The organism is Phenylobacterium sp. FG114 (assembly GCF_057809855.1).
On record NZ_JBMDKU010000004.1, the window covers coordinates 166,718 to 191,489 of the forward strand.

The window sequence follows — 24,772 nt, forward strand, 5'->3', positions numbered from 1 at the left end:
GTGCAGAAGCTCGGCCTGATCGCCGGCGGCGGGTCGCTGCCGGTGGAGATCGCCCAGCACTGCGAGCGGTCCGGACGGCCGCTGTTCGTGATCCGCCTGAAGGGCTTCGCCGGCGCCGACCTCTCGCCCTACGCCGGCGCCGAGGTGGGCCTCGCCGAGCTGGGCAAGTGCTTCCGAGCGCTGAAGCGGGCGGGCTGCCGCTCGATCTGCCTCGCCGGGAATGTGGCGCGCCCCGACTTCAGCAGCCTCGTGCCCGACCTGCGGGGCCTGGTGGTCTTGCCGAGGGCGGTCGCCGCGGCGCGCAAGGGCGACGACGCCCTGCTGCGGCTGCTGGTCGGCGAGTTCGAGAAGGAAGGTTTCGCCGTTGAGGGCGCGCACGATGTCATGGAGGACCTCTCCCTCCCGGCCGGCGTGCTGGGCGTGCACAAGCCGTCGGGCGACGACCTGACCGATGCGGAGCGGGCGTTGAAGGTGGCGCGCGCCATCGGGGCGCTGGACGTGGGGCAGGCGGCCGTGGTGGCGCACGGGTTGGTGCTGGCCGTCGAGGCCCAGGAGGGGACCGACGCGCTGCTGAAGCGGGTGGCCGAGCTGCCCGGGCACCTTCGCGGCCGACCGGGAGCCGGCATGGGTGTGCTGGCCAAGGCGCCCAAGCCGATCCAGGAAACGCGGGTGGACCTGCCCACCATCGGCCTGGCCACCGTCCAGGGCGTGGCGCGCGCGGGGCTGGCGGGCATCGTCGGCGAGGCGGGCCGGCTGCTGGTGCTCGACCGGGAGGCGGTGATCGCGCTGGCCGACGAGTTGGGCGTGTTCATCCTGGGCGTCGAGCACGACGCGGGATGAGCGGGCGGCCGCTCACCGTGATGCTGGTGGCGGCCGAGGCCTCGGGCGACGACCGCGGGGCCGGTCTGGCGCGCGCGTTGAAGCGGCGCCTGGGCGCGGGCGTCCGGTTCGTGGGCGTCGGCGGGGCCAAGATGCGCGCAGAGGGCGTGGAGAGCCCCTTCGACATCGCCGACCTCTCGATCTTCGGCCTGCTGGAGGGCCTGTTGGCCTGGCGCAAGGTCGTGCGACGGGCCGATGAGACGGCCGCGCTGGCCGCGCGCGAGAAGCCCGACGTGGCCGTCCTGATCGACTCCTGGGGCTTCACGCTACGGGTGGCGCAACGCCTGCGCCGGCTGGATCCCCGGCTGCCGCTGGTGAAATACGTGGCGCCGCAGGTCTGGGCGTCGCGGCCGGAGCGCGCGCGGACGGCGGCGCAGGCTTTCGACCTGCTGCTCACCATCCATGCCTTCGACGCGCCGCTGTTCGAGAAGGAGGGCCTGCGCACCGTCCTGGTCGGGGATTCCACCCTCGCGATGGACTTCGGCGCCGCCGACCCGGCGCGGCTGCGGGGCGAGATCGGGGCGGGGCCGGATGATCCGATCCTGCTGGTCCTGCCGGGCAGTCGCCCGTCCGAAATCGAGCGCGTCCTGCCGCCGTTCGAGGACGCGGTGCAGCGTCTGAAGGCCGAGCGCCCCGGCCTGCACGTGGTCGTTCCCGCCGCGCCGACGGTCGCCGACCTGGTGAAAGCGCGTGTCGCCGGCTGGCCGCACCGGGCGCATGTGGTGGAGGGCGAGGGCGCCAAGCGCGACGCCATGAAGGCCGCGACGGTGGCGCTGGCCTGTTCCGGGACCGTCACCACGGAGCTGGCCGTGGCCGGCTGCCCGATGGTCGTGGGCTATCGGCTCGCGCCGGTGACCTACGCCATCCTGAAGCGGCTGATCCGCACCAAGTGGGTGACCTTGTTCAACATCGCGGCCCGGGACTTCGTGGCGCCCGAGCTGATCCAGGACGACTGCAACGGCGAGGCTCTGGCGCGCGAAATCGCCTTGCGGCTGGACGACGTCGACCTTCGCCGGCGCCAGGTGGCGCGGCAGTCGGAAGCACTGCTGAAGATGGGCCGTGGCGGTCCTGACCCCAGCGAGGCCGCGGCCGCCGCGATCCTAGATCTGGTCTCCCGCTAGGCGGGCGTCAGCGTCCGTACGAACGGCAGGAGGTGCTTCTGCGCCGTGGCGGCCGGGGTTGCTCGGAACGTTTCCAGTTCGACGATCCGGGGCTCCTCGAACTCGACGTCGAGGGCACGGCACGCCGGCTTGATGCGCTCTGCGATGAAGCGATCGAGCGCGTCGCGGCTTTCCCAGACATCGACCGTGACGAAGCCCGGGCCTTCACGGCCATAGGCATGGACCAGCGCACCGAGCGGGGCGGTGTCCAAGGGCACAAGGGCCCGATACTGGTTGTAAAGCTGAGACGAGACGTCCTGACGCTCGTAGATCGCCATGACAGGCATGGCTGCCTCCCTGGATGACCGAGCCGCATGCGCGGCCCGATCATCCTAGGAGTCCTGCGCCAAAGCGCAACCTTTACGAGAACGGCGTTCTTTAGCGCTTGTCGACCGGGGCGTAATCGCGGAGCGGCGCGCCCGTGTAGATCTGGCGCGGACGGCCGATCTTCTGCGACGGATCCTCGATCATTTCCTTCCACTGCGAGATCCAGCCCACGGTGCGGGCCAGGGCGAACAGCACCGTGAACATCTCGGGCGGGAAGCCCAGGGCGCGCAGGGTGATGCCCGAGTAGAAGTCGACGTTCGGGTAGAGCTTGCGCTCGATGAAGAACGGATCGTTGAGCGCGATCTTTTCCAGCTCCATCGCCACCTTCAGCAGCGGGTCGTCGCCGTGGCCGACTTCCGCCAGCACCTCGTGGCAGGCCTGCTGCATCACCTTCGCGCGCGGGTCGTAGTTCTTGTAGACCCGGTGGCCGAAGCCCATCAGCAGGTAGCGGCGGTCCTTCACGCCCTGGACGAACTCAGGGATGCGATCGACGGTGCCGATCTCCTTGAGCATGTTGAGCGCTTCTTCGTTCGCGCCGCCGTGCTTCGGGCCCCAGAGCGAGGCGATGCCGGCCGCGATGCAGGCGAACGGGTTGGCCCCCGACGACCCCGCGAGGCGGACGGTCGAGGTCGAGGCGTTCTGCTCGTGGTCGGCGTGCAGGATGAAGATGCGGTCCATCGCGCGCGTCAGGACCGGATTGGGCTTCCAGTCCTCGGCCGGGACCGAGAAGCACATGCGCAGGAAGTTCTCGGCGTAGGAGAGGTCGTTGCGCGGATACACGAACGGCTGGCCGCGCGAGTACTTGAAGGCCCGGGCGGCGATCGTCGGCATCTTGGCGATCAGCCGGTGGGCGGAGATCATCCGCTGTTCCGGATCGTCGATGTCGGTGCTGTCGTGGTAGAAGGCCGACATGGCGCCGACCGCGCCGCACATGATCGCCATCGGGTGAGCATCCCGACGGAAGCCTTGGAAAAAGCGGTCGAATTGCTCATGCACCATGGTGTGGTACGTGATGTTCTTGTCGAACTCGGCGAACTCGCTGGCGGTCGGCAGCTCGCCGTGCAGCAGCAGGTAGCAGACCTCGAGGAAGCTGGACTTCTCGGCCAGCTGGTCGATCGGGTAGCCGCGGTGCAGCAGCACGCCCTTGTCGCCATCGATGAAGGTGATCTTGCTCTCGCAGGAGGCCGTCGAGGTGAAACCCGGATCGTAGGTGAAGACGTCGGCTTCCGCGTAGAGCTTGCGGATGTCGACGACCGCGGGACCATCGGTGCCGCGCTGCACCGGCAGGCTGACCGACTTGCCGTCGATTTCGAATTTCGCCGTATCGGCCATATGACCCCCTTCGCGGCTGCGAGATGAAACAACTGTTGGGGCGCTTATACCCCTTTACGACCCAAGGGAAAGTGCGTCGTCGATGCGCCCGAGGCTCTCGTCGCGACCGAGCGCGGTCATGGCTCCGGCGAGGTCGGGGGCGGGCGCGCCGCCCGAGAGAACCGACCGAAGTTGCGGACCGAATTTCCCCAGTCCGACGCCTTCCGACTCCGCGAACTGCTTCAGGGCGCCCTCGAGGCCAGGCACGCCCCAGGCGCCGACGTTCGCAAGCGCAGCGCGTAGGCGGGTGAAGCGCCCGCGCATCTCGTCCTCGGCGAGCTGGCCGCGGGTCTTCTCGGGCAGCTCCAGCGGGCGCGCTTTCAGCACGAAGAGCACGGCGTCGGCGAGTTCCAGCGTCGTCTTGGCGCCGTCACGGACGAAGGGGATGGTGCGCTCGATCAGGGTCAGATCGCCCTGGCGCAGCTTCACGTCGCGGCTCTCGAGGATCCGCGCGACCAGGGCGGCCAGCCGGGCCGGCTCGGCTTGACGGATGTAGTGATTGTTGAGGTGGTTCAGCTTCGCCCAGTCGAGGCGAGCCGGCGCGCTGACCACATCGATGACGTCGAACCAGGCGATCGCCTGGGCGTCCGAGAAGATCTCGTCGTCGCCATGGCCCCAACCCAGCTTGGCGAGGTAGTTGCGCATGGTCTCGGGCAGGTAGCCCATGTCGTCGAATTCGCTGACCGCCTGGGCGCCGTGGCGCTTGCTGAGCTTCGCGCCATCCGGTCCGTGGATCAGCGGCAGGTGCGCCCAGACGGGGACTTCCCAGCCCAGCGCCTTGTAGATCACCGTCTGGCGCGCGGCGTTGTTCAGGTGGTCGTCGCCGCGGATGACGTGGGTGATCCCCATGTCGTGGTCGTCGACCACCACGGCGAGGTTATAGGTGGGGTTACCGTCCGAGCGCAGCAGGATCAGGTCGTCCAGGCTGGCGTTCTGGAAGGTCACGTCGCCCTTCACCGCGTCGGCCACGACGGTCTCGCCCTCCAGCGGACTCTTCAGGCGCACGGCATAGGGCCGATCCGGCCAGGTCGAGGGGTCGGCGTCGCGCCAGGGCGAGCGGACCACGCGGCCCTCAGCGCGGGCGGCCTCGCGCTCGGCCTCCAGCTCCTCGGCGGTCATGTAATCGCGATAGGCCTGGCCACGCTCCAGCATCTCGGCCACCGCCTCGCGGTGTCGGTCGGCGCGGGCGAACTGGAAGACCGGCGGCTCATCCGCCTCGAGGCCCAGCCACTTCATGCCCTCGAAGATCACTTGGACGTTGGCCTCGGTGGAGCGTTCGCGGTCGGTGTCCTCGATGCGGATCAGGAACTGGCCGCCGGTGTGGCGCGCGTAGAGGAAGTTGAACAGCGCGGTCCGCGCGGTGCCGATGTGCATCATGCCGGTGGGCGAGGGGGCGATGCGGGTGCGGACGGGTCGGTCGGTCATCGGAGGATCTGCAAGGGCGCTATGGGGCCGGCCTCTTACCACGGCGCCTCGAAAAGGAAACGCCGCCGCGGCGGGGAGCCACGGCGGCGTCGGTACGCGTACGCTTACACTTACTGGAGCTTGGCGCGGGCCAGGACGGGGCCGCGGCGGCGCAGGGCCGAACCCGCGAGCCCGAAGCCCATGATCATCAGGGCCCAGGTTCCCGGCTCCGGCGCCGGGGCGAGGGTAATGGAATCGAGGCGATAGCCGTCGGCGGCGTCGTTGTTGTTGCCGAACCAGAATTCCTTGTAGCCGGCCGTGTTGAGCGTGACCTTGTAGACTTGGTCGTCGCCCGTGCCGCTGAGCCAGGCGCCGCCGTTGGCGCCGGTGATGCCCATGGTCGTGCCGGAGCCGTCGAAGATGCCGCCATAGCCCAGGTGCTGCAGCTTGCCGTCTAGGGTGACGCCGTAGAGCTTCAGCGTGTCGTTGTTGTCGACCCGGTCGAAGGTCGCGGAGATCAGCGAGACGCCCTGCGACACGGAGATGCGCAGGATCTCGTTGGTGCCATCGGCGTCGACCTGATTGCACTGGTTGCCCGCTTCACCCGGCCAGCAGACGCCGATGCCCGTCGCCTCGCGCCGGATCTGCTTGGCGGTCAGGCTGCTGAGGACCGTCGCGGCGTTCTGGCCGTTCATCAGCGTCTGGAAGTTCGCCGGGCTGGCCGCGAAGCTGTAGCCCGTCGCCGAGACGGTGATGCCGCCCTGGGTCTGGGTCAGAGCCGCACCCGTGGCCAGGGTGGTGTTGGCGCCGCCGAAGTTGAAGGTCACGGCGGCGGAGGCCGGTGCGGCGAGCGCGAGTGCGGCGGCCGTCGCGGCCGCGAACGTAGCGAAACGAAACATTGGACTGTCCCCACGAGGCCGACGTGGCCTCTCCGGGCCGATTGCTGCAAGCTGCGGGCCGGTGTGGGGACATTGACTGCGTGAGTGTCGGAATTTCCGAGGCGCCGTTCGAGGACAGGCCAGCGGCGCGATCGCGGCTGGGAGCCTGGCTGGCCGACCAGATTGAGGCGCAGGCCGACCGCTGGACGCTGTGGACGCCCGTGGCGCTGGGCTGTGGCTGCGCGCTCTACTTCGGCCTGCTGCGCGAGCCTCAGGCCTGGGTGGCCTGGGCGCTGTTGCCGCTCGCGTTCGTCCTGCTGATCGCCACCCGCTGGAGCGTCTGGCGGTGGACAACCATGGCGCTGGTGCTGTCGGCCTGCGCCCTCGCCGGGTTCGCGGTGGCCAAGCTCAGGACCGAGGCGGTGAAGGCGCCCGTGGCGCAGGCCGGCGCGCGGCCGCAGCCCATCGAGGCCTGGGTGGTCGATATCGCCCAGCCGGGCGAGAGCGGCCAGCGGCTGCTGCTGGCGCCGATCCGTGTCGGCGACTGGGACGTTCGGGCGACGCCGATCCGGTCGCGTGTGACCTTGCGGCCGGGCATGCCGTTGCCGAGACCTGGCCAGGTCGTCCGGCTGCTGGCCATCGTCAATCCGCCACCGCCCCCGGCCAGCCCGGGCTCGTACGACTTCGCGCGTGACGCCTATTTCGAGAGCGTCGGCGCGGTGGGCCTCGCCCTGCGCGAGCCTGAGGTCGTGCCCGCCGCGGCCCCGGCGCCCTGGCGGTTGCGGCTGGCCATGGCGGTGAACGCCACGCGCTGGGCGCTGACCCAGCGGATCGTTGCGGCCCTGGGGCCAGAGACCGGCGGATTGGCGGCGGCCATGACCACGGGCCACGAGGCCTTCATCCCGCGCGAGCAGGTCGACAACCTGCGGGCCGCCGGCCTGGCGCACATCATCTCGATCAGCGGGCTGCATATGGCGATCGTCGGCGGCTTCGCCTTCGCCGCCGCGCGGCTTGCGGTGGCGGCGTGGCCCTGGCTGGCGCTGCGCGCGCCAGGCAAGAAGATCGCGGCGTTGGTCGGGCTCGCCGCTGTGGGCGGCTATCTGTTGCTGTCGGGCGCGCCGCCGCCGGCCGAGCGGGCCGCGATCACCGCGGCGGTGGCGTTTGCGGCGATCCTGGTGGACCGCCAGGCCATCAGCCTGCACGCCCTGGCGCTCGCGGCCATGGGCGTGCTCCTCATCCAGCCGGAGGCGGTCACCGAGCCGGGCTTCCAGATGTCGTTCGCCGCCACCGCCGCGCTGGTGGCGCTGGCCGAGATCTGGCCACGGCCGGTGAAGGAGATCGACGTGCCCTGGCCGATCCGCGCGGTCCAGGCGACGTTGACCTGGACCGCGGCGAGTATCGCGGTGAGCTTCGTGGCCGGCCTGGCCACCGGCCCGTTCGCAATCCAGCACTTCAACCGGGTCTCGACTTGGGGACTGTTCGCCAACCTGGCCGTGGCGCCCATCTCGTCGTTCCTGATGATGCCGGGCCTCGCGCTCGGCGCGGCGCTGACGCCGCTTGGCCTTGGGCAGGCGCCGCTGGAGGTGGCGGGATGGTCCATCGGGCTGATGAACCAGGTGGCCGCGTGGACGGCCGCGGCCCCCCGCGCCCAGATCGTTATCGCCAGCGCGCCGGACTGGGTGCTGCCCGCCAGCTTCCTAGGCCTGCTGTTCGTATGCCTTTGGCGCGGCCCGCTACGGTGGGCGGGCCTTCCGCTGGCGCTGGCGATCCTGTGGGCGCCACGGCCCCCGGCTCCGGATGTCTGGGTCTCGGCCGACGGCGCAGCGGTGGCCGTTCGCGAGGGCCGGCAGGCCGTGTTGCTGCGGCCCGACGTGAAGCTGTTCGGCGCCGAGCTGTGGTCGCGGCGGCGGGGCCTGACCCCGCTGCCGAGCGAGGCCGAGCGCGACTTGCGTTTCGAATGCGACGCTTGGAGCTGCGCGCCGAAGCCCGCGGCGCCCGTCAGACTGGCCGCCGCCTGGAACCTCAAGCGGGCCCTGAAGCCGGGCCGGCTGGACGCCCTGTGCGGCAGGTCGGACGTGGTCATCCTGCGCAACGACTTCAGGCCGGAGACGTGCGCTGCACCGCTCGTGCTGACCGGCGACGACTTCGCACGCGGCGGATCGGCCGAGCTCTACAGACAGGCCGCGGGCTGGCGCATCGTGTGGGCGCAGGATCTGCGGGGCCGACGGCCCTGGACCTGGGGATACGACCCGCGATGATGTTCGCCAAGCCGCTCCGCGAGCGCGTCCGCTCAGGCGAGATCACCACCAGCGTGCGCATCTGGCTGACGCCGCGGGTGAAGGTCGGCGGGCGCTACCGTTTGCTCGACGGCCACATAGAGGTCACCCGGCTGCAGGAGATCGACTTGGCGGACGTCACCGAGGCGACGGCGCGGGAAGGGGGCTTCGCCTCCCTAGCCGCCCTCCTGGAGACCGCGCGCCACGGGCGCGGCGAACGAGTGTTCCTCGTGGACTTCGTCTTCGTGCCGGGCTGAAGCGGGGCGGGCTCATCGATCCGGGTCGAGCGCACGCTGGAGCTCGGGGTCGCCAATCGACGCCGCGAGATCCCGCGCGGACTGGCCCGCGTGGTTCCGCAGGCCGGCATCGGCGCCATGGCGACGCAGCAGCGCGACCGCATCCGGACGGCGGCTCCGCACGGCCTTCAACAAGGCCGTGTCGCCGTCGTCGTCCGCCGCGTCGACGGGTGCGCCCTGCTCGAGGAGCGCGGCGAGTTCAGCGGTCCGCCCGCGTGCGGCGGCCGCGCGGAGCCTCGCGCCCAGCCGGTCCGGAGTCGCGGTCCGGGCGGCCGCGACGCGGGCCTCCGGCGGCGCGATCCGCGAGCCGGTGACGACGACCTCCGACAGGCCTTCTTCCCTGGGCAGGGGCGCGGGCGGGGCCTGAGGCGGGGGCGCTGGGGCCAGACTCGGCGGCGGCGGCGGCGGCGGCGGTGGCGGGCTGGGCCGCGGTGGGACGTTCCCGGCCGCGGGACCCGGCAGGGTGTCGACCGCCGGCTCCGGCGCGCGCGACACCCGCTCCGGCGCCTTCTGAATGTCCGCGAGGTGCGATGTCGCCGTCGTGGGCGGCTGCATCGTCGGAGGCCGCACGACCGTGGGGGCGGCTCGGACCGGATTCTCGGTCGACACCGGCGGGCGGATCTGGGTGGCGATCAGCACGCTCAGGCCCGCGACGCTGGCCGCCGCCAGCGCGCCGCCGTACCGCCACGCGCGCCGTGTCGGCGGAGCGGTGCGCGGTTCTGCCGGCGCCTCGGCCACCGCGGCCAGTACGCGTGCCCGCCGCGCCGCGCGGGCGGCCTCGTCGTGCAGCAGGGCTTCGGCCTCGCCATAGGCCTTATCGATCGGGTCCAGCGCGTCGCGGTCAGACATTGGCTGCCCTCTCTCGCGCCAGGGATTGCCGCAGTTTCGCGCGGGCGTAACGCAGCCGGCTCTTGGCGGTCTCCACGGCAACGCCGGTGATCTGGGCGATCTCCTCCAGCGACAGGCCAGCGTCGGCGAACATGATGAAGGCTCCCCGCTGTTCGGGCGGCAGCGCGTCGACGGCGGCGACGATCTCCTGCGCCAGTTCGCGCGACTGGACCTGCTCCAGGGGCGTCTGGCCCGGGTCGGAAACGCTCATGGCCGCATCCTCCCGAAACGCCGCGAGAAGGGCGACCTTCTGGCGCCGAAAGTGATCCCACACCTTGCGGCGCGCGATGGTGAAGAGCCATGCGGGGAAGCTCGACTTGCCGGGATCGAAAGCGCCGGCGTTCCTCGCTATCGCGATCCAGGTCTCCTGGTGGAGGTCCTCAGCCGCATCACCATGCGCGGCGCCCAGCAGGCGGCGGATGAAGCGGAAGCAGGCTCGGTCATGCCGGTCGTAGAGCTGGCCGAACGCGAGCGGATCGCCGGCGGCGTGCCGACATAGCAGCGCAGCGTCGTCTCCGGCGTCCGTCTCCATCAAGGCCAAGCCTAGCGTTTGCACGGTCGGGCGCGAAGGCTAAGGCAAGCCTGGCGGATTCGGCACATAGCCGCCCCCGGCGGGAAATGGCAGGGGCCGGCGCCCCTCGTACGCTGGGCGCCGCAGCGCCAGCATCATCGTCTTCGTCGTCATGCGCGCCTCCTGGGCCTTGCATGACGCTCTACGCAGCATCCCCGCGGACGGGGTTGGACGCGTCGGATCTTTCTGCAGCACCCGCCGCGATCGTGTCGCGGCGGCGCGCCATTCCCTAGTGGTAGCGGCGGATGAGGCCGACCAGCTTGCCCTGCACCGAGACGCGGTCGGGGCCGAAGATGCGGGTTTCGTAGGAGGGGTTGGCGGCCTCCAGGGCGATGGATGCGCCCTTCTTGCGCAGGCGCTTCAGGGTGGCCTCTTCGCCATCGACCAGGGCCACGACGATGTCGCCGGAGACCGCGCTGTCGGTGCGGCGGATGACCACGAAGTCGCCGTCCAGGATGCCGGCGTTGATCATGGAGTCGCCGGCGATCTCGAGGACGAAGTGTTCCCCCGCGCCCAGGATGGTCTCGGGCACCGGGATCCGGTCGCGCTCCTGCTGGATCGCCTCGATGGGCGTACCGGCGGCGATGCGGCCCAGGATCGGCAGCTCGCGGGTGTCGTTGGCGGCGGCGGGGACAGCCGTCCCGGCCTCGACGAACTGGGGCTTGAACGGAGCGCGGCCCTTGGGCGGCGCCGCCGCGGTGGCCTGCTGCGGCAGCTTCACCACTTCGAGGGCGCGGGCCCGATGGGGCAGCCGGCGCAGGAATCCCCGCTCCTCCAGCGCCGTGATCAGCCGGTGGATGCCGGACTTGGACGCCAGGTCCAGAGCTTCCTTCATTTCGTCGAACGACGGCGAGACGCCCGTTTCCTTGATCCGTTCGTGAATGAACATGAGAAGTTCATGTTGCTTGCGCGTGAGCATTGCGGGGCCTCGAAGAACAAATCACAAACGTCTGTGGATGTTCTCCAGGTGTTCCGCATTAATGTCAAGTTACAGGGTTGCCGCGCGGAAAACGGAACAAATCCAATCCGATAGGGAATGGCGGTTACGGTTGCGGCGACTCGGTGAGTCGGATCGTTAAGCGCCGAGGAGGGCTCGGGTGGCGCCCGCCACGTCGTCCTGGCGCATAAGGCTCTCGCCGACGAGCATCGCCTTGGCGCCGGAGCGCTCAAGGCGGGCGGCGTCGGCGGCGCTGAAGAGGCCGCTTTCGGTCACCAGCAGCGCGCCAACGGGCGCGCTGGCAGCCAGCCTTTCAGTAATCGCCAAGTCGACCGTAAAGGTTCGGAGGTCGCGATTGTTGACGCCCACCAGGTCGGCGCCCAACGCGCCGGCCCGGGCCATCTCGGCCTCGTCGTGCACCTCGACGAGGGCGTCCATGCCCAGGCGGTGGGCCTCGGACATCAGGTCCGCGGCGAGGGCGTCGTCGACCATAGCCAGGATCACCAGGATGGCGTCGGCGCCCAGCGCCCGGCTCTCGGCCACCTGCCAGGCGTCGACCAGGAAGTCCTTGCGGATACAGGGCAGCGAGACGGCGTCGCGGGCGGCGGTCAGGAAGCTGTCCGCGCCCTGGAAGCTAGGCGCATCGGTTAGAACCGACAGGCAGGCCGCCCCACCGGCCTCATAGGCGCGGGCGAGCGCCGGCGGATCGAAGTCGGCCCGGATGAGGCCTTTCGACGGGGACGCCTTCTTGATCTCGGCGATCAGGGCCAGGCGGCCGGGCGCATGCGCGCGCTCCAGGGCGGCGCGGAAGCCTCGGGGCGGGGAGGCCGCGTCGGTGGCCACAGCCGGGCGCGCGGCCTTCCGGACGGCCACGTCCTCGCGCTTGTAGGCGGCGATCCGGTCGAGGATGTCGCTCATGGGCTGGTGATCTGGACCAGCTTGTCCAGCGCAGCCTGGGCGCGGCCGTCGTCGATGACCTGGCCGGCCAATTCGACGCCCTCGCGCAAGGTCTCGACCCGGTCGCCCACCAGGAAGGCCGCAGCGGCGTTGAGGAGGACGATGTCGCGATAGGCGCCGGGTTGGCCCTTGAGCAGGCTGCGCAAGGCCTCGGCGTTCTGGGCGGGCGTACCCCCCGTGAGATCGGCCAGCGCCGCGCGCTTCAGGCCGACGGCCTCGGGGGTGACGGTGAACAGGCGCACCTGCCCCTCGCGGAACTCGGCGACGCTGGTCTCGCCCGTGGTGCACATCTCGTCCATGCCGCCGCCGTGGACCACCCAGGCCCGTTCCGAGCCCAGGGCGCCCAGCACCTGGGCCAGCGGCGCCACCCAGCGCTCGGCGAAGACGCCCACGACCTGACGCCTGGCGCCCGCCGGATTGGTCAGCGGGCCGAGCAGGTTGAAGATGGTGCGGAAGCCCAGCTCCTGGCGGATCGGCGAGACGTGCCGCATCGCGCCGTTGTGGGCCGGGGCGTAGAGGAAGCAGATGTTGGCCTCGTCCAGCGCCTTGAGCTGGCGTTCCGCGCCGGGGTCGATGGCCACGCCCAGCTCCGACAGCACGTCGGCGCCGCCAGACTTGGACGACAGCGCGCGGTTGCCGTGTTTGGCCACCTTCAGCCCACCGCCCGCGGCCACGAAGCCCACGGCGGTCGAAATGTTGAGCGTGTGCAGGCCGTCGCCGCCGGTGCCGCAGACGTCGATCGTGGGGTAGGGCGGTTCGAGGTGGATCGCGGCGCGGCGCATCGAGCGCGCGCAGGCGGTGATCTCGCCCAGGGTTTCGCCGCGCATGCGCATGGCGGTGAGCGCGGCGCCCACCTGGGCTGGCGTGGGCTCGCCACGCAGGCAGGCGGCGAAGAATTCGCCGGCGTCGTCCTCCGACAGCGTGCCGCCGTCGGCGAGGCGCGAGAGAAGCGGCTTGAAGGCGTCGGACATGCGGCTGGGCTTAGACCTGGGCCAGCCGCTTCACGCCGGCCAGGTCCATGAAGTTGGCCAGCAGTTCGTGGCCGCATTCCGTGGCGATGGATTCCGGGTGGAACTGCACGCCGTGGATCGGACGCGTCCGATGCTGAATTCCCATGATCTCGCCGTCCTCGGTCCGGGCCGTGACCTCCAGCACCTGCGGCAGATCGTCCTTTTCCACGGAAAGGCTATGATAGCGCGTCGCCGTGAACGGGTTTTTCAGTCCTGCGAAGACACCCCTATCGGTGTGATGGATAAGACTGGTCTTCCCATGCATGAGGGCGCGCGCGCGGACGACTTCGCCGCCGAACGCCTGTCCGATCGCCTGATGGCCGAGGCAGACGCCGAGAACTGGCAGGGATTCCGGCGCATGGCCGATGATACCGAGGCAGATTCCGGCTTCATTTGGCGTACACGGCCCGGGCGACAGCAGCACGGCTTCGGGGCGCAGGCCCAGCGCGTCCTCGACGGAGATCGCATCGTTGCGATGGACAACCGTCTCCGCCCCCAACTCGTTCAGGTAATGGACGAGGTTGTAGGTGAAGCTGTCGTAGTTATCGATCACCAGGATCATGGGCGTTCCATAGGCTTTGCCGCGGCGCACGCCAAGCGGGATGCTGGGCGCATGTCGATGAACGATTCGGCCCTCGACGCTTCGGAAGTGGCGCGCGCGCGCACGCTTCTCAAGACGCCCGTGCGCAGGGACCCCATGTGGCCCGCGCTGGTCGCCGCGACGGCCTTGGCCGTGACGTCGGTGATCTTCGCGACGGTGATGGTGCTGGCGCCCCCGGTTCAGACCGAGCACACGGCCCAGGGCGCCCCGGGTTAGGCGCTTGGCGCGGCGGCCGACAGACGCTCGTTCGCCATGTCCTGGCGGCGAAGACGCTGAGCCTCGCGCACATCTTCCGCCGCGGCGAGATCGGTCCAGACCTGAGCGGCGCGGTCGTGCTTTGCGCGCACATGACCCAAGGACGCCGCGGCGCCTGCGAGCGCTTCGGAGGCGGCCTTCGCGCGGTAATCGGCGGCCTTGGTTGCGTACTCGGACATCTGACCTCCAGAAATGATTCAGCCAAATATATGGGGACTGACCGTAATATCCTCAACCTCTGTCGTAAAAACAGCGGGAGTTGCCGTCATATATTCGCGCCACTTTCTGGCGCGATTCACAGCTGGAGCGATGGTCGTTCGCGCCAGAATTATCCCTTCGGCATCGTCTTCGCATCATGGATTACCGGCGTCGTCCGTGATTCTGGCCGACGAATATTTTCCCGGAGACGACTGAGATGGTCAAAGGTCACAAGCGGTCGAAGGAGGAAGTCGGCAAGCCCAGGCGGCCCGCCCCTAAGCCGCCGGAGCGGGTCCGCAGCGCCCTCTCCGGAGCGCTTGAGAAGAAATGAGGGCGCGCAGCCCTCAGGCGGGGCGGCCGAACGTCGTGTCGAGACGTACGAGATAGGCTGACCCGGCCCGCGTAATGTCCCAGCCCTGGCGCGTCCGGGCAGCGAACCCGAGATCGGTCAGGCGCCGCGCGGCCGCGATCTTGAGGAAGGGTCTATCCTCTCCGTCGCGGCGGATCGCCAGCTGTCGAAGGGTCTGCAGTTCACCGCCGGAGAGGTCCTGCATCCTACACCCGCAGCTCGACGAAGACTTCGCCGTCGCCCTTGGTGTGCCCCACCATGGTGATCCGGTATTCCCCGCCGGTGTCGAGCGTGAGCACGCCGGCCCCGGCGCGGAAGGCCTCTAGCGCGCCGTCCGCGTCGAGGACGAACGAGCCCCGCAGGCGGCCCTGGCCCAGCCGTAACCGCACGGGGTCGCCCTCGATCGCATACTGCACGACGCCCTCGTGGCCGCTGAAGCGGACGCGTCCTGCGCCCTCCACGAGTTCCGGCTTCTTTCGGATCATGCGGGCTGTCCTTGCTGCTAGAAAATGGTGGAGGAGACGCCCCAGAGCCGGGCGTTGATCGCGTCGGCCAATTGACGCGCGTCGTCGGCGGAAACCCCCGGCTTGAGGTCGAGGGTGAATAGCGAGTTGCTGAACGAGGAGACGCCGCCCTCGAACGGTTCGAACGCCAAATAGGGCGAGCCGTCCGCGGCGATCTGCAAGGTGCAGCGGTGGCGTTGGTCGGAGCTCACTGCAAGATGCTCCGGTCGCCCTCGAAGCGGCGACGGTTCAGCCGCTCCGCGAGTTCATCGGCGTCGACCCATGACAGGCCCGACTGGGCGGCGCCGGTGAGGACAACGGCGTGCCCCGTCCAGCGATCGAAGACGGTCCAGCCCTGGCTGTCGCGACGGGTGTCGTATTGAACGCTCAACGCTTGCGCCTGGCTTTAGGCGACCTGGAGCTGACTGGCCGCGAGCTTACCGCTGCGAGCGTCGCGCTCGACTTCGAAGCTCAACTTCTGTCCCTCGTTGAGCGACGCGAGGCCTGCGCGCTCCACCGCCGAGATGTGGACGAAGACGTCAGAGCCGCCGTCCTCGGGCTGGATGAATCCGAAGCCCTTTTGACCATTGAACCACTTCACGGATCCGCTTTGCATGTACGTCCCTTTCGCGCATGAATTCTCGCGTCCGAAATGGACGTCGAAATCAAATTGTCGGAGAGGGTCGGTCGCGAATCCAATGCCGAAACTTCAGTTTCGGCACCAAACGGATACGAGCCAAGGCGATATTTGACGCAAGAATCTTGCGCGCTATTTCAGATAATAGCAATCGCTAAACTTGCCGCGTCAGATGAAGCGCCAGGCTTCCTCTGCCGCGTCGCGGAGCGCGCGGGCCTTGTGCAGGGTCTCGTCATACTCCGCGTCGGCATCGCTGTCGGCCACGACGCCGCCGCCGGCCTGGACGTACATCATACCGTCCTTGAACAGGGCGGTGCGCAGGATGATGCAGGTGTCCACCGAGCCGTCCGAACCGAAGTAGCCGGCGGCCCCGGCATAGCCGATGCCCCGCTTCTCGATCTCGAGTTCGTCGATGATCTCCATCGCCCGGACCTTGGGGGCGCCGGACAGCGTGCCGGCGGGCAGTGCGGCCATCACCACATCCACGGGATCCAGTCCATCCGGCGCGTCGCCCTCGACGTTGGACACCAGATGCATCACGCGGCTGTAGCGCTCGACGAAGAAGCTGTCCGTGACCCGGACCCGAGGTCCGCGGGCGCGAGGCTGCGGCTCGTTGGCGCCAGCCTGCTTCAGCATGGCGACACGGCCCACGTCGTTGCGGCCCAGGTCAAGCAGCATGAGGTGCTCGGCGCGCTCCTTCGGATCCGCCTTCAACTCCTCCTCCAGGCGGCGATCCTCTTCCGGGGTGGCGCCGCGTGGGCGGGTGCCGGCGATCGGGCGGATGGTGATCTTGCCGTCGCGAAGCCGCACTAGGATCTCGGGGCTGGAGCCCGCGAGCTGGAAGTCGCCGAAGTTCAGATAGAACAGGAACGGCGAGGGGTTGCTTCGGCGCAGCGAGCGGTAGAGCGCGAAGGGATCGTGCTCGAACGGCGCGCGGAAGCGGTGGCTGGGCACCACCTGGAAGATGTCGCCGGCGCGGATGTACTCCTTGGCCCGGTGGACGATGCCCCGATAGTCCTCGCGGCTCACCGGCGTGGTGAAACGGTCGGGCTGCGGCTTTGCCGCGCCAGTCAGCGGCGGGGCGGGTTTGCGCAGGTCGTCGGCGACCGCCTGCAGGCGGGCCTGGGCCGCCGAATAGGCGTCCTCGGCCGATGCGCCTTCGGGCCGGACCGGCGTGACCAGCAGGATCTCCTGGGCGATGGCGTCGAAGATCGCGACGATCGACGGACGGGCCAGCACCCCGTCGGGCAGGCCCAGCGGATCGGGATTGATGTCCGGCAGGTTCTCGACGAGCCGGATCGTATCGTAACCCAGGGCGCCGAAGACGCCGGCCGCCATCGGCGGAAGAGCGGGCGGAAGTTCGATCCGCGACTTGGCCAGCAGGTCGCGCAAGCTGTCGAGCGCGCCGCCGGCCTGGGCGGTGAACCGATTGGCCGCGATGTCGGCGCCGGTGGCCGCTTCGGCCTGGTCACCCCGGCAGCGCCATACGAGGTCGGGATTGAGCGTGATGATCGAGTAGCGGGCCCGGAACGCGCCGCCCTCCACCGACTCGAAGAGGAAGGCGTACGGCTTGCCGTGGCCGATCTTCAGGAAGGCGGAGACCGGGGTCTCCAGGTCGTCGACGAGGCGCGTCCAGACAACCTGGGGGGCGCCGCCGTCGTAGGTCGAACGAAAGGCCTCGAACGGCGGCTCGGACGTCACTTCTTCTTCTCCGCGGCGCCCTTGGGCTCGGCCACCGGCTCGAACCCGACCGCCGACCGGGCCTTGGCCGGGTCCAGTTTCACCTTGAGCTTGGTGCGCGCATAAAGCTGAGCGGCTTCGCCCATCTCGCGGAAGATCGCCTGGGCGAGCGCGCCGCGGTTCTGTTCGGCAAGCCGCGCGGCGGTAGGTCCGGCGTCGGTGCGTACGGCCTCCACCCGGCCGACCACGATGCCGTTCGGCGCGCGCGCCACCCAGACCTCGCCCTGCTTGGCGGCGAAGGTGCGGCCGAGGACCTCGCGACCGAGGTCCTGGTGCGCGTTGGCGGTCTGCCGCGTCAGGCCCGGCAGGCGCGACACGGCCGTGCCGGCGGCGGCGTCCAGACTCTCGCCCTTCGCCACGCGGGCGCGGATGGCCTCAGCCTTGGCCTCCAGCGCCTTCACGATCTCGCGCTGCATGTAGACCTGGGTGACCTCCTGCCGGATCTCGGCCAGCGGCGGCACGTGGGCAGGGATGATCCGCTCGACCCGGACGGCGAAATAGGCGCCGTCGCCCAGCTCGGTGATCTCGCTCTCGCCGCCCGCGGGCAGGGCGAAGGCGGTTTCCAGGATTTTCGGCGGGAAGCCCTGCAACTGGCCGCCCTGTTCGTTGACGCCCTGGGCGGTGATCGGTCCGACGGTCGTGGCGGCGACGCCGGCCTTCTGGGCCGACTCGGCCAGGCTGGACCCGCCTTGGTGGGCGTCGTCGTAAGCCTGGGTCTGGGCGTACACCTTCTCGGCCAGCATATCCTTGCGGATCTCGGCTTCGAGCATCGGGCGGGCCTCTTCGAGGGAGACCTCGCGGCCCGGCACGACGCTGACCACCTTGACCACGGCCGAGCCCAGGTCGCCCTGGACGGTGGCTACTTCGCCGGCCTGCATCTTGAACGCGGCCTGGCCCACCTTGCGGTCCGAGATCGCGGTGAGCGGGCGGTCGGCAAAGGTGACGGCGTCGACGCCCACCGACTTGGCGACCGCGTCGGGCGACTGGCCGGCGCGCAGGCCGGCGGTGATCTTCTGCGCGGTCGCCGCGTCCTTGGCCGGGATCTGCACGATGGTGCGGACCTCGGGCTTGGACAGCGTGTCCTTGCGGAAGTTGTAGCGCTTCTGCAGTTCGGCGGGATCGATCGGCGCGCCGGCCACCGCGGCGCCCACGGCCTGCGGCGTGAACGGGACGACGGTCAGGACCCGCATCTCGGGCAGGGTGAGCTGCGTCTTGTTCTCGTTCACGAAGGCCTGGAGTTGCGCCTCCGTCGGCGCGGCCGGCTTGGGCACCGAGTTCACGCCCAAGGTGACGTAGGCCAGATCCCGGGCTTCCAGAGAGAAGACCGAGGCCAGCGCGCCGTAGGCTCGCGGCGCGACGAGGCCATTCTGCACGGCCGCCACCCAATGCTGGGTCGCCATCTCGTCACGGAGCACCGCGTCGAAACGTTCGGGCGTCATGCCGTTCTCGGCCAGGCGCTGCTGGAAGATCTTCTTGTCGAAGCGGCCCGAGATCGGGTCGAAGAAGCCGGGAATCTTCTCGATCTGGTCGAGGATCAGCTTGTCGCCGGGCCGCACGCCGATGCGCGACATCAGCTCGGCCATCGCCTCGCGGGTGGCCACGCCGTTCAGGACGATGGCGTCGAGGTTGCCCTGCTGGGCCTGCTCGACGGTGATCGGCTGGCCCTGCTGCTGTTCAAGGCGCTTCTTGTAGTTGTCGTACTCGCTGCGGAACTCCACCGAGTTGATGGTGCGCGAGCCGACTTTGATGACGCTGTCGCCGGCGACCATGGACCCGGCCCCCTGGTTCACGCCCCAGCCGACGAAGCTCACCGCCAGGACCGCCATCAGGATCTTGGCGGGCCAGGATTTGGCGAAGGTGCGTACCGCGGCGAGCATTCGGGTCCTTTCCCGGGAGAAGCGTGCGGGCCGGTATAGTGGAGTGGCGTTCCGTACGGCAAGCGCGTGACAGGCGCGGCGGCTTGCCTTAACCGCGCAGCGCTAGGCCACGCTGGAGGACCGATGACCGCGCCCACGCCCCTGATCGCTGGAAACTGGAAGATGAACGGGGTGTCGGCCTCGCTGGCGGAAGCGAAGGCTGTCGCGGCCGGCCTGGGCCAGGCGAAGGCGCGGGTGGCGATCTGCCCGTCGGCGACGCTTATCGCCCAGATGGCGTGGACGCTGAAGGATACGGCGGTCGCGGTGGGCGGCCAGGATTGCCGCGTCGAGGCCTCGGGCGCCTTCACGGGCGACGTTGCGGCTGAACAGTTGAAGGACGCCGGCGCGAGCCTGGTGATCCTCGGACATTCCGAGCGCCGGGCCGGGTATGGCGAGACCGACGAGTTGGTGTCCGCCAAGGCCGGGGCGGCCCTGCGGGCGGGCCTGGAACCCATCGTCTGCGTGGGTGAGACCCTGGAGCAGCGCAAGGCGGGGCAGGCTCTGTCCGTGGTCACCGGGCAGGTGAGGGGCTCGCTGCCCTCAGAACTGGCCGGCACGGCGTTCTCGGTCGCCTACGAACCGGTCTGGGCGATCGGCACGGGGCTCACTCCCACCACGCCCGAGATCGAAGAGGTCCACCGGGCCATCCGCGCCACCTTGGTCGAGATGTTCGGCGAAGCGGGCAGGGCGCCGCCGATCCTCTATGGCGGCTCGGTGAAGCCTTCCAACGCCGCCGAGATCCTGCATGCCGACGAAGTGGGCGGGGCGCTGGTGGGCGGGGCGTCGCTGAAGGCCGAGGACTTCCTCGGCATCATCCGCGCGCTCTAGACGGCAGGCCCCTTCAGCTCGACGACATTGCCCTCGGGGTCCTTCACGTAGAGCGAGAAGCCGTCGCCATCGGCCCCATAACGGTCGCCTTCCTCGATCACCTCGACGCCGTGCGCGGCCAGGTGAGCGCGAATGGCGGCTTCGTCGAAGGGTCGGACCTGCAGCGCGAAATGGTCCAGGTTTCGGCCGGTGGCGGCGGGACCTTCGCCCCCCTTGCGCCCCAGCGTGCCGTCGAGCGTGACCAGGTCGATCATCTGCTGGCCCGCGCGCACATGGGTCAGCCCGAGATCGGGCCGTTCGCGATCCACCGATAGGCCCAGGACGCCGACGTAGAACCCCAACATGCGATCCTTGTCGCGGATGCGCAGGACGATGTGGTCGAAGCCGGTCACGGCGATAGGATGGCTCATGTAGGGGAGATAGCTCGCTGAGACGGGACCGCAAGGCGCTCGCGAGCGCGTCGGAGGCCCGCGGGCGGAGCGGGAGGCCCAATGAAGATCGTTCCTGACCTGCGGTCTGCGGTCCGTCTCGTCGCGCTTCTGAACCTGGCCTACTTCGGCGTCGAACTATCGGTGGCGCTCGCCATCGACAGCGTCTCTCTCCTGGCCGACAGCGCGGACTTCTTCGAGGACGCCGCCGTGAACTTCCTGATCTTCGCGGCCCTGGGGTGGAGCCCCGGACGGCGCGCGCAGGTGGGAATGCTCCTGGCAGGGGTCCTGATGATCCCCGCCGCGGCCTTCCTCTGGACCCTATGGCGCAAGTTCGAGGCGCCGACGCCGCCCGCGCCTGATCTGCTTAGTCTCGCAGGCCTTGGGGCGCTGGCGGTGAACGCATTCTGCGCGCTGACGCTGGCCCGGTTCCGCGACCATGGCGGGAGCCTTACCAAGGCCGCCTTTCTGTCCGCGCGCAATGACGTCTTCGCGAACGTCGCCATCGTCGCCGCCGGCCTGCTGACCTTCGCGACCCACTCCATCTGGCCGGATATCGTGGTGGGCCTGGGGATCGCGCTGATGAACCTCGATGCGGCCCGGGAGGTCCTGGAGGCGGCGCGCGAGGAACACCGTGAGGCGCGGGACGCCAGGCCCTAGCCGCGCCTAGAGCAGCAGGCCGAACACCCGGCAATCGCGGCGCTCGCCGTCCTTGAGGATGTGGCCGCGGAGCAGGCCCTCTTCCTGGAATCCCAGCCGCTGGAGCAGGGCTTCGGAACGGCGATTGCCCAGGTGGGTGCGGGCGGTGAGCTTGCGCAGTCCGCTGGTGGCGGCGAAGGCGATCACGGTGCGCATGGCCTCGAGCGCGAATCCCTGGCCCCAGGCGTCGCGGCCCAGCATGAAGCCGACCTCGGCCCTCCGGTGCCAGCGGTCGATCTCGGAAAGGTCGCAGGAACCCAGGAACTCACGGTCGGCGAGGGTGCGGATGATCCAGTAGATCGCGCGGCCGCCAGCCATCCCCTCGACCTGACCCTGGACGATCTGAGCCACGATATCGGGATCGTCGATCTCGGGGATGTCCCAGTAAGCCATGACCTCGGGGTCGCCCATGATCGGGTAGAGGTCGGCGGCGTCGCCCGCCGCGAGAGGTTCCAGCCGCAGCCGCTCCGTCTCCAGGATCGGAAGACGCTTCAGGTCGAGAATCATCGATCAGCCCCCGCACCCTTTGCTGACGGGGTGCGACGCACTAGCTATGGCCTTGGCGCCGGCTCGGTGATAGAGCGCGCGCTTCATTTCGGCGGGGTGTGTCCGCCCGACCGCACCGAACGCACTGGAAAGACTGCCCGATGCTGCTGAACCTGCTGCTGGTGATCGAGGTGATCGTCGCCTTCTTCCTCGTCGTCGTGGTTCTGCTGCAGCGCTCCGAGGGCGGCGGCCTGGTGAGCGGCGGGACGAACTCGCTGGTTTCGGTGCGCGGCGCCGGCGACCTGCTCACCCGGATCACCTGGATCCTGGGCAGCACCTTCTTCATCCTGGGCCTGCTGCTGACCATCGTGGCCGGCCGTGAGCGCGGCGCCGCCTCGGTCGTCGACCGCATGAAGGTCAACGCTGTGAACCCGGCCGACCTGACCCGCGAACCGCCCCAGCCGCCGGCCGGCACGGCGCAGCCCGGCCCGGCCGGCAGCGCCCCGGCGCCGCTCACGGCCCCCACGCCCACGATCAACAATCCCTTCGGCGCCGCGCCCGCCGATCCGGCCGCACAACCGGCGGCTCCCGCCCAGAAGTAAGTCGTGGATAGACGCGAAACCCCCGGAGTCGCGTGACCGAATCACCGCTAATCTGAACGCCCATGGCCCGGTACATCTTCATCACCGGCGGCGTGGTCTCCTCTCTTGGTAAGGGTCTCGCGTCCGCCGCACTCGGCGCGCTCCTGCAGGCGCGAGGCTACAAGGTCCGTCTTCGCAAGCTCGACCCGTATCTCAACGTGGATCCGGGCACGATGTCGCCCACCCAGCACGGCGAGGTGTTCGTCACCGACGACGGCGCCGAGACCGACCTGGACCTGGGGCACTACGAGCGCTTCACGGGCGTGAACGCCACGCGCGCCGACAACATCACCACGGGCCAGATCTACAAGAAGATCATCGAGAAGGAGCGGCGAGGGGACTACCTCGGCGCGACCGTCCAGGTGATCCCGCACGTCACGGGCGAGATCAAAGACTTCGTGCTGAGCGATCCAGGCGAGGGCGTCGACTTCGTGCTGGTCGAGGTGGGCGGCACCGTCGGCGACATCGAGGGCCTGCCGTTCTTCGAGGCTATCCGCCAGCTGGGCCAGGAGTTGCCGCGCGGCCACGCCTGCTTCATCCACCTGACGCTGCTGCCGTACATCAAGACCGCCGGCGAGATGAAGACCAAGCCGACCCAGCACTCGGTGAAGGAGCTGCGGTCGATCGGCATCCAGCCCGACATCCTGCTGTGCCGCTGCGAGATGCCGATTCCGGAGAGCGAGCGGAAGAAGCTGGGCTTGTTCTGCAACGTGCGCCCGAGCGCCGTGATCCAGGCGATGGACAGCGCCAACATCTATTCAGTGCCCCTGGACTATCACGCCCAGGGCCTGGACACCGAGGTGCTGGACGTCTTCGGCCTGGCCGACACGGCGCCGAAGCCCGACCTGACCAAGTGGGAGCAGATATCCCACACGCTCAGCCACCCCGACGGCGAGGTGAACATCGCCATCGTCGGCAAGTACACGGCGCTGACGGACGCCTACAAGTCGCTGATCGAGGCCCTGGTGCACGGCGGCGTGGCCAACAACGTGCGTGTGAAGTTCGACTGGATCGAGGGCGAGGTCTTCGAGAAGGAAGAGGCGCTGATCGCCGAGCGGCTGAACAGCGTGCACGGCGTGCTGGTGCCGGGCGCCTTCGGCGAGCGCGGTTCGGAAGGCATGATCCGCTCGGTGCAGTTCGCCCGCGAGCATGAGGTGCCGTACTTCGGCATCTGCTTCGGCATGCAGATGGCGATGATCGAGGCGGCGCGAAACCTGGCCGGCATCAAGCAGGCCTCGTCCACCGAGTTCGGACCTACATCCGAGCCGATCGTCGGTCTGATGACCGAATGGGTGCGCGGCAACGAGAAGGAAGTGCGAAGCCAGGGCGGCGAACTGGGCGGCACCATGCGGTGCGGCGCGTATGAGGCCGTGCTGACGCCCGGGAGCCGGGTGGCTGAGATCTACGGCGCGTCCAGCATCTCCGAGCGCCACCGTCATCGCTACGAGGTGAACATCGCCTACCGCGAGGCTATCGAGCAGACGGGGCTGAAGTTCACCGGCCTCTCGCCCGACGGCGTGCTGCCGGAATTGTGCGAACGGCAGGACCATCCCTGGTTCGTGGGCGTGCAGTACCATCCCGAGTTGAAGAGCCGGCCGTTTGATCCGCACCCGCTGTTCGCCAGCTTCATCGGCGCGGCGAAGGAACGGAGCCGGCTGGTCTAGGAGGTCGGCGATGCTGACGCCCGAGGACATCCGCGCCGCCGCGCTCGCGCTGCCCGAGGCCTACGAAGAGGCGCATTTCGACATCCCATCGTTCCGGGTGGCGAAGAAGATCTTCTGCACGATCCATAAGGATCACCCGCGGATCATGCTGAAGCTGGATCCCGAGGATCAGCACAACCTGTCGGACGGGGAGGCGATCGAGCCTGTGCCCGGCTACTGGGGCAAGAACGGCGCGACCTTCGTCTGGTACGAGAAGCTGGAGCCCGGCCAGCTGCCGGAGCTGATGCGGATGGCCTGGGCGAACGTGGCGCCGCGTCGTTTGCTCAAATAGAGGCGGCTTCTCACATGAAGAAGACGATCCAGAGCGCCGCCAGAACGAGGTTCGACAGCGCGTAGGCGCTCAGCCGGTGCACAACGTTGTTGTAGCTGAGGTGGATGATCGAATGAATCGTCCGCAGCCCGACGTAGGCCCAGGCCAGCGCCAGCGCCGTCTGATCGACCCGGCCGGCCACGTAGTACATGAGCCCCGCCACATAGAAGAGCATCGGCAGCTCGAGCAGGTTCATGAAGTTGCGGTTGGTGACCGCCACGTGCGGCGGGACGCGAACCGATTCGCCGAGTTTGAAGTCCTCGGGCGTAACCTGACGCGCGAAAACCGCCCGGAAGCGAGTCGCCGGAATGAAGCCCAGCACGATGAAGGTGAGGAGCGCCATGGCTCCCATAGGGGCGAAAATGGCTTCCTGCGGCACGATGGCGCTCCCGGCTATCCGCTGACGCTGTAAGCTAGCGCAGGTGGGTTGATCGCGCGCGGGGTTTCATGCATAAGCCCCCGCTCACGTGGCGGCCCCAGTTGGCCGCCGCAACCTTTTTCAC

At 69.2% G+C, this 24,772-nt stretch carries 31 protein-coding genes; 10 read left to right on the top strand and 21 right to left on the bottom strand.

Annotation, left to right across the window (positions count from 1 at the left end):
- Both lpxI and lpxB read left to right on the top strand, forming a co-directional pair.
- Positions 1-840 (top strand): UDP-2,3-diacylglucosamine diphosphatase, encoded by an 840-nt coding sequence (gene lpxI, locus ACODSY_RS08355; protein ID WP_488951255.1) that lies wholly within the window; start codon positions 1-3, stop codon positions 838-840.
- On the top strand, positions 837-2,000 hold the full coding sequence (gene lpxB / locus ACODSY_RS08360) for a lipid-A-disaccharide synthase (RefSeq protein WP_488951256.1): 1,164 nt from the start codon (positions 837-839) through the stop codon (positions 1,998-2,000). Before lpxI ends, lpxB begins: the two co-directional genes overlap by 4 nt.
- Here the strand turns inward: lpxB and ACODSY_RS08365 are convergent.
- The 4 genes from ACODSY_RS08365 to ACODSY_RS08380 form a co-directional block, all read right to left on the bottom strand.
- Entirely contained in the window at positions 1,997-2,326 is a 330-nt protein-coding gene (locus tag ACODSY_RS08365; RefSeq protein WP_488951257.1) for a hypothetical protein, read from the bottom strand. The genes lpxB and ACODSY_RS08365 overlap by 4 nt on opposite strands.
- A gap of 91 nt (positions 2,327-2,417) precedes the next feature.
- Positions 2,418-3,698: a citrate synthase gene (gltA, locus tag ACODSY_RS08370; protein WP_488951258.1), complete on the bottom strand. Its 1,281-nt coding sequence runs from the start codon at positions 3,696-3,698 to the stop codon at positions 2,418-2,420.
- A gap of 54 nt (positions 3,699-3,752) precedes the next feature.
- The gene (gene gltX, locus ACODSY_RS08375; protein WP_488951259.1) at positions 3,753-5,162 is read right to left on the bottom strand and encodes a glutamate--tRNA ligase; all 1,410 of its coding nucleotides are present in this window, start codon (positions 5,160-5,162) and stop codon (positions 3,753-3,755) included.
- Positions 5,163-5,272: 110 nt separating this feature from the next.
- Positions 5,273-6,040, bottom strand: a complete 768-nt coding sequence (locus tag ACODSY_RS08380; RefSeq protein ID WP_488951260.1) for a PEPxxWA-CTERM sorting domain-containing protein — start codon at positions 6,038-6,040, stop codon at positions 5,273-5,275.
- A gap of 80 nt (positions 6,041-6,120) precedes the next feature.
- Here ACODSY_RS08380 and ACODSY_RS08385 point away from each other — a divergent pair, with 80 nt between their 5' ends.
- Both ACODSY_RS08385 and ACODSY_RS08390 read left to right on the top strand, forming a co-directional pair.
- Positions 6,121-8,277 (top strand): ComEC/Rec2 family competence protein, encoded by a 2,157-nt coding sequence (locus ACODSY_RS08385; RefSeq protein WP_488951261.1) that lies wholly within the window; start codon positions 6,121-6,123, stop codon positions 8,275-8,277.
- Positions 8,274-8,552, top strand: coding sequence for an ASCH domain-containing protein (locus tag ACODSY_RS08390; RefSeq protein WP_488951262.1), 279 nt, complete (start codon positions 8,274-8,276; stop codon positions 8,550-8,552). Before ACODSY_RS08385 ends, ACODSY_RS08390 begins: the two co-directional genes overlap by 4 nt.
- 12 nt (positions 8,553-8,564) lie before the next feature.
- On the opposite strand, the gene ACODSY_RS08395 is transcribed toward ACODSY_RS08390, so the two are convergent.
- The 6 genes from ACODSY_RS08395 to ACODSY_RS08420 form a co-directional block, all read right to left on the bottom strand.
- On the bottom strand, positions 8,565-9,440 hold the full coding sequence (locus tag ACODSY_RS08395) for an ankyrin repeat domain-containing protein (RefSeq protein ID WP_488951263.1): 876 nt from the start codon (positions 9,438-9,440) through the stop codon (positions 8,565-8,567).
- Positions 9,433-10,011 (bottom strand): RNA polymerase sigma factor, encoded by a 579-nt coding sequence (locus ACODSY_RS08400; protein WP_488951264.1) that lies wholly within the window; start codon positions 10,009-10,011, stop codon positions 9,433-9,435. Before ACODSY_RS08400 ends, ACODSY_RS08395 begins: the two co-directional genes overlap by 8 nt.
- A gap of 268 nt (positions 10,012-10,279) precedes the next feature.
- The gene (lexA, locus tag ACODSY_RS08405; protein ID WP_488951265.1) at positions 10,280-10,969 is read right to left on the bottom strand and encodes a transcriptional repressor LexA; all 690 of its coding nucleotides are present in this window, start codon (positions 10,967-10,969) and stop codon (positions 10,280-10,282) included.
- A 156-nt stretch (positions 10,970-11,125) separates the two neighbouring features.
- Entirely contained in the window at positions 11,126-11,905 is a 780-nt protein-coding gene (trpC, locus tag ACODSY_RS08410) for an indole-3-glycerol phosphate synthase TrpC (protein ID WP_488951266.1), read from the bottom strand.
- Complete coding sequence (gene trpD, locus ACODSY_RS08415) at positions 11,902-12,915, bottom strand: anthranilate phosphoribosyltransferase (protein WP_488951267.1); 1,014 nt, start codon at positions 12,913-12,915, stop codon at positions 11,902-11,904. Before trpD ends, trpC begins: the two co-directional genes overlap by 4 nt.
- 10 nt (positions 12,916-12,925) lie before the next feature.
- The gene (locus tag ACODSY_RS08420) at positions 12,926-13,516 is read right to left on the bottom strand and encodes an anthranilate synthase component II (RefSeq protein ID WP_488951268.1); all 591 of its coding nucleotides are present in this window, start codon (positions 13,514-13,516) and stop codon (positions 12,926-12,928) included.
- A 51-nt stretch (positions 13,517-13,567) separates the two neighbouring features.
- Here ACODSY_RS08420 and ACODSY_RS08425 point away from each other — a divergent pair, with 51 nt between their 5' ends.
- Positions 13,568-13,771 carry a hypothetical protein gene (locus ACODSY_RS08425; RefSeq protein WP_488951269.1) on the top strand — a complete coding sequence of 68 codons (204 nt, stop codon included), beginning with the start codon at positions 13,568-13,570 and terminating at the stop codon, positions 13,769-13,771.
- Here the strand turns inward: ACODSY_RS08425 and ACODSY_RS08430 are convergent.
- The 8 genes from ACODSY_RS08430 to ACODSY_RS08465 all read right to left on the bottom strand — a co-directional run bounded on the left by ACODSY_RS08430 (position 13,768) and on the right by ACODSY_RS08465 (position 19,114).
- Complete coding sequence (locus ACODSY_RS08430) at positions 13,768-13,989, bottom strand: hypothetical protein (RefSeq protein ID WP_488951270.1); 222 nt, start codon at positions 13,987-13,989, stop codon at positions 13,768-13,770. The genes ACODSY_RS08425 and ACODSY_RS08430 overlap by 4 nt on opposite strands.
- A 363-nt stretch (positions 13,990-14,352) precedes the next feature.
- Complete coding sequence (locus ACODSY_RS08435) at positions 14,353-14,562, bottom strand: hypothetical protein (RefSeq protein ID WP_488951271.1); 210 nt, start codon at positions 14,560-14,562, stop codon at positions 14,353-14,355.
- Between the two features lies 1 nt (position 14,563).
- A complete protein-coding gene (locus ACODSY_RS08440) occupies positions 14,564-14,842 on the bottom strand; it encodes a hypothetical protein (RefSeq protein ID WP_488951272.1) in 279 nt (92 codons plus the stop codon).
- A gap of 17 nt (positions 14,843-14,859) precedes the next feature.
- Positions 14,860-15,072, bottom strand: a complete 213-nt coding sequence (locus tag ACODSY_RS08445; protein ID WP_488951273.1) for a hypothetical protein — start codon at positions 15,070-15,072, stop codon at positions 14,860-14,862.
- Positions 15,069-15,251, bottom strand: a complete 183-nt coding sequence (locus ACODSY_RS08450) for a hypothetical protein (RefSeq protein WP_488951274.1) — start codon at positions 15,249-15,251, stop codon at positions 15,069-15,071. The genes ACODSY_RS08445 and ACODSY_RS08450 overlap by 4 nt, the downstream gene beginning before the upstream one ends.
- 15 nt (positions 15,252-15,266) lie before the next feature.
- Entirely contained in the window at positions 15,267-15,476 is a 210-nt protein-coding gene (locus ACODSY_RS08455) for a cold-shock protein (RefSeq protein WP_488951275.1), read from the bottom strand.
- Positions 15,477-15,665: 189 nt separating this feature from the next.
- On the bottom strand, positions 15,666-17,198 hold the full coding sequence (gene trpE, locus ACODSY_RS08460) for an anthranilate synthase component I (protein ID WP_488951276.1): 1,533 nt from the start codon (positions 17,196-17,198) through the stop codon (positions 15,666-15,668).
- On the bottom strand, positions 17,195-19,114 hold the full coding sequence (locus tag ACODSY_RS08465; RefSeq protein WP_488951277.1) for a peptidylprolyl isomerase: 1,920 nt from the start codon (positions 19,112-19,114) through the stop codon (positions 17,195-17,197). The genes trpE and ACODSY_RS08465 overlap by 4 nt, the downstream gene beginning before the upstream one ends.
- A 123-nt stretch (positions 19,115-19,237) precedes the next feature.
- On the opposite strand from ACODSY_RS08465, the gene tpiA reads away from it, so the two are divergent.
- Positions 19,238-19,981, top strand: coding sequence for a triose-phosphate isomerase (gene tpiA, locus ACODSY_RS08470; RefSeq protein WP_488951278.1), 744 nt, complete (start codon positions 19,238-19,240; stop codon positions 19,979-19,981).
- On the opposite strand, the gene ACODSY_RS08475 is transcribed toward tpiA, so the two are convergent.
- Complete coding sequence (locus ACODSY_RS08475) at positions 19,978-20,391, bottom strand: VOC family protein (protein WP_488951279.1); 414 nt, start codon at positions 20,389-20,391, stop codon at positions 19,978-19,980. The genes tpiA and ACODSY_RS08475 overlap by 4 nt on opposite strands.
- Positions 20,392-20,472: 81 nt before the next feature.
- On the opposite strand from ACODSY_RS08475, the gene ACODSY_RS08480 reads away from it, so the two are divergent.
- Positions 20,473-21,069 carry a cation efflux transmembrane domain-containing protein gene (locus ACODSY_RS08480; protein ID WP_488951280.1) on the top strand — a complete coding sequence of 199 codons (597 nt, stop codon included), beginning with the start codon at positions 20,473-20,475 and terminating at the stop codon, positions 21,067-21,069.
- Between the two features lie 6 nt (positions 21,070-21,075).
- On the opposite strand, the gene ACODSY_RS08485 is transcribed toward ACODSY_RS08480, so the two are convergent.
- Positions 21,076-21,615 (bottom strand): GNAT family N-acetyltransferase, encoded by a 540-nt coding sequence (locus ACODSY_RS08485; protein WP_488951281.1) that lies wholly within the window; start codon positions 21,613-21,615, stop codon positions 21,076-21,078.
- A 140-nt stretch (positions 21,616-21,755) separates the two neighbouring features.
- On the opposite strand from ACODSY_RS08485, the gene secG reads away from it, so the two are divergent.
- The 3 genes from secG to ACODSY_RS08500 all read left to right on the top strand — a co-directional run bounded on the left by secG (position 21,756) and on the right by ACODSY_RS08500 (position 24,230).
- Positions 21,756-22,196: a preprotein translocase subunit SecG gene (secG, locus tag ACODSY_RS08490; RefSeq protein WP_488951282.1), complete on the top strand. Its 441-nt coding sequence runs from the start codon at positions 21,756-21,758 to the stop codon at positions 22,194-22,196.
- A 62-nt stretch (positions 22,197-22,258) separates the two neighbouring features.
- Positions 22,259-23,899 carry a CTP synthase gene (gene pyrG / locus ACODSY_RS08495; protein ID WP_488951283.1) on the top strand — a complete coding sequence of 547 codons (1,641 nt, stop codon included), beginning with the start codon at positions 22,259-22,261 and terminating at the stop codon, positions 23,897-23,899.
- A 10-nt stretch (positions 23,900-23,909) separates the two neighbouring features.
- Positions 23,910-24,230, top strand: coding sequence for an MmcQ/YjbR family DNA-binding protein (locus ACODSY_RS08500; RefSeq protein ID WP_488951284.1), 321 nt, complete (start codon positions 23,910-23,912; stop codon positions 24,228-24,230).
- Positions 24,231-24,240: 10 nt separating this feature from the next.
- On the opposite strand, the gene ACODSY_RS08505 is transcribed toward ACODSY_RS08500, so the two are convergent.
- Entirely contained in the window at positions 24,241-24,621 is a 381-nt protein-coding gene (locus tag ACODSY_RS08505) for an MAPEG family protein (RefSeq protein ID WP_488951457.1), read from the bottom strand.
- Positions 24,622-24,772 lie beyond the last annotated feature (151 nt).

Coding starts and splice junctions, on each gene's coding strand:
- ACODSY_RS08475 (WP_488951279.1), bottom strand. CDS start 20,391: ATGAGCCATCCTATCGCCGTGACCGGCTTCGACCACATCGTCCTGCGC.
- ACODSY_RS08400 (WP_488951264.1), bottom strand. CDS start 10,011: ATGGAGACGGACGCCGGAGACGACGCTGCGCTGCTATGTCGGCACGCC.
- secG (WP_488951282.1), top strand. CDS start 21,756: ATGCTGCTGAACCTGCTGCTGGTGATCGAGGTGATCGTCGCCTTCTTC.
- ACODSY_RS08425 (WP_488951269.1), top strand. CDS start 13,568: ATGTCGATGAACGATTCGGCCCTCGACGCTTCGGAAGTGGCGCGCGCG.
- ACODSY_RS08395 (WP_488951263.1), bottom strand. CDS start 9,440: ATGTCTGACCGCGACGCGCTGGACCCGATCGATAAGGCCTATGGCGAG.
- trpC (WP_488951266.1), bottom strand. CDS start 11,905: ATGAGCGACATCCTCGACCGGATCGCCGCCTACAAGCGCGAGGACGTG.
- gltA (WP_488951258.1), bottom strand. CDS start 3,698: ATGGCCGATACGGCGAAATTCGAAATCGACGGCAAGTCGGTCAGCCTG.
- gltX (WP_488951259.1), bottom strand. CDS start 5,162: ATGACCGACCGACCCGTCCGCACCCGCATCGCCCCCTCGCCCACCGGC.
- lpxB (WP_488951256.1), top strand. CDS start 837: ATGAGCGGGCGGCCGCTCACCGTGATGCTGGTGGCGGCCGAGGCCTCG.
- ACODSY_RS08480 (WP_488951280.1), top strand. CDS start 20,473: ATGAAGATCGTTCCTGACCTGCGGTCTGCGGTCCGTCTCGTCGCGCTT.
- ACODSY_RS08365 (WP_488951257.1), bottom strand. CDS start 2,326: ATGCCTGTCATGGCGATCTACGAGCGTCAGGACGTCTCGTCTCAGCTT.
- ACODSY_RS08390 (WP_488951262.1), top strand. CDS start 8,274: ATGATGTTCGCCAAGCCGCTCCGCGAGCGCGTCCGCTCAGGCGAGATC.
- ACODSY_RS08505 (WP_488951457.1), bottom strand. CDS start 24,621: ATGGGAGCCATGGCGCTCCTCACCTTCATCGTGCTGGGCTTCATTCCG.
- trpD (WP_488951267.1), bottom strand. CDS start 12,915: ATGTCCGACGCCTTCAAGCCGCTTCTCTCGCGCCTCGCCGACGGCGGC.
- lexA (WP_488951265.1), bottom strand. CDS start 10,969: ATGCTCACGCGCAAGCAACATGAACTTCTCATGTTCATTCACGAACGG.
- ACODSY_RS08465 (WP_488951277.1), bottom strand. CDS start 19,114: ATGCTCGCCGCGGTACGCACCTTCGCCAAATCCTGGCCCGCCAAGATC.
- ACODSY_RS08485 (WP_488951281.1), bottom strand. CDS start 21,615: ATGATTCTCGACCTGAAGCGTCTTCCGATCCTGGAGACGGAGCGGCTG.
- ACODSY_RS08455 (WP_488951275.1), bottom strand. CDS start 15,476: ATGCAAAGCGGATCCGTGAAGTGGTTCAATGGTCAAAAGGGCTTCGGA.
- pyrG (WP_488951283.1), top strand. CDS start 22,259: ATGGCCCGGTACATCTTCATCACCGGCGGCGTGGTCTCCTCTCTTGGT.
- ACODSY_RS08420 (WP_488951268.1), bottom strand. CDS start 13,516: ATGATCCTGGTGATCGATAACTACGACAGCTTCACCTACAACCTCGTC.
- ACODSY_RS08500 (WP_488951284.1), top strand. CDS start 23,910: ATGCTGACGCCCGAGGACATCCGCGCCGCCGCGCTCGCGCTGCCCGAG.
- ACODSY_RS08430 (WP_488951270.1), bottom strand. CDS start 13,989: ATGTCCGAGTACGCAACCAAGGCCGCCGATTACCGCGCGAAGGCCGCC.
- ACODSY_RS08440 (WP_488951272.1), bottom strand. CDS start 14,842: ATGATCCGAAAGAAGCCGGAACTCGTGGAGGGCGCAGGACGCGTCCGC.
- ACODSY_RS08435 (WP_488951271.1), bottom strand. CDS start 14,562: ATGCAGGACCTCTCCGGCGGTGAACTGCAGACCCTTCGACAGCTGGCG.
- ACODSY_RS08380 (WP_488951260.1), bottom strand. CDS start 6,040: ATGTTTCGTTTCGCTACGTTCGCGGCCGCGACGGCCGCCGCACTCGCG.
- tpiA (WP_488951278.1), top strand. CDS start 19,238: ATGACCGCGCCCACGCCCCTGATCGCTGGAAACTGGAAGATGAACGGG.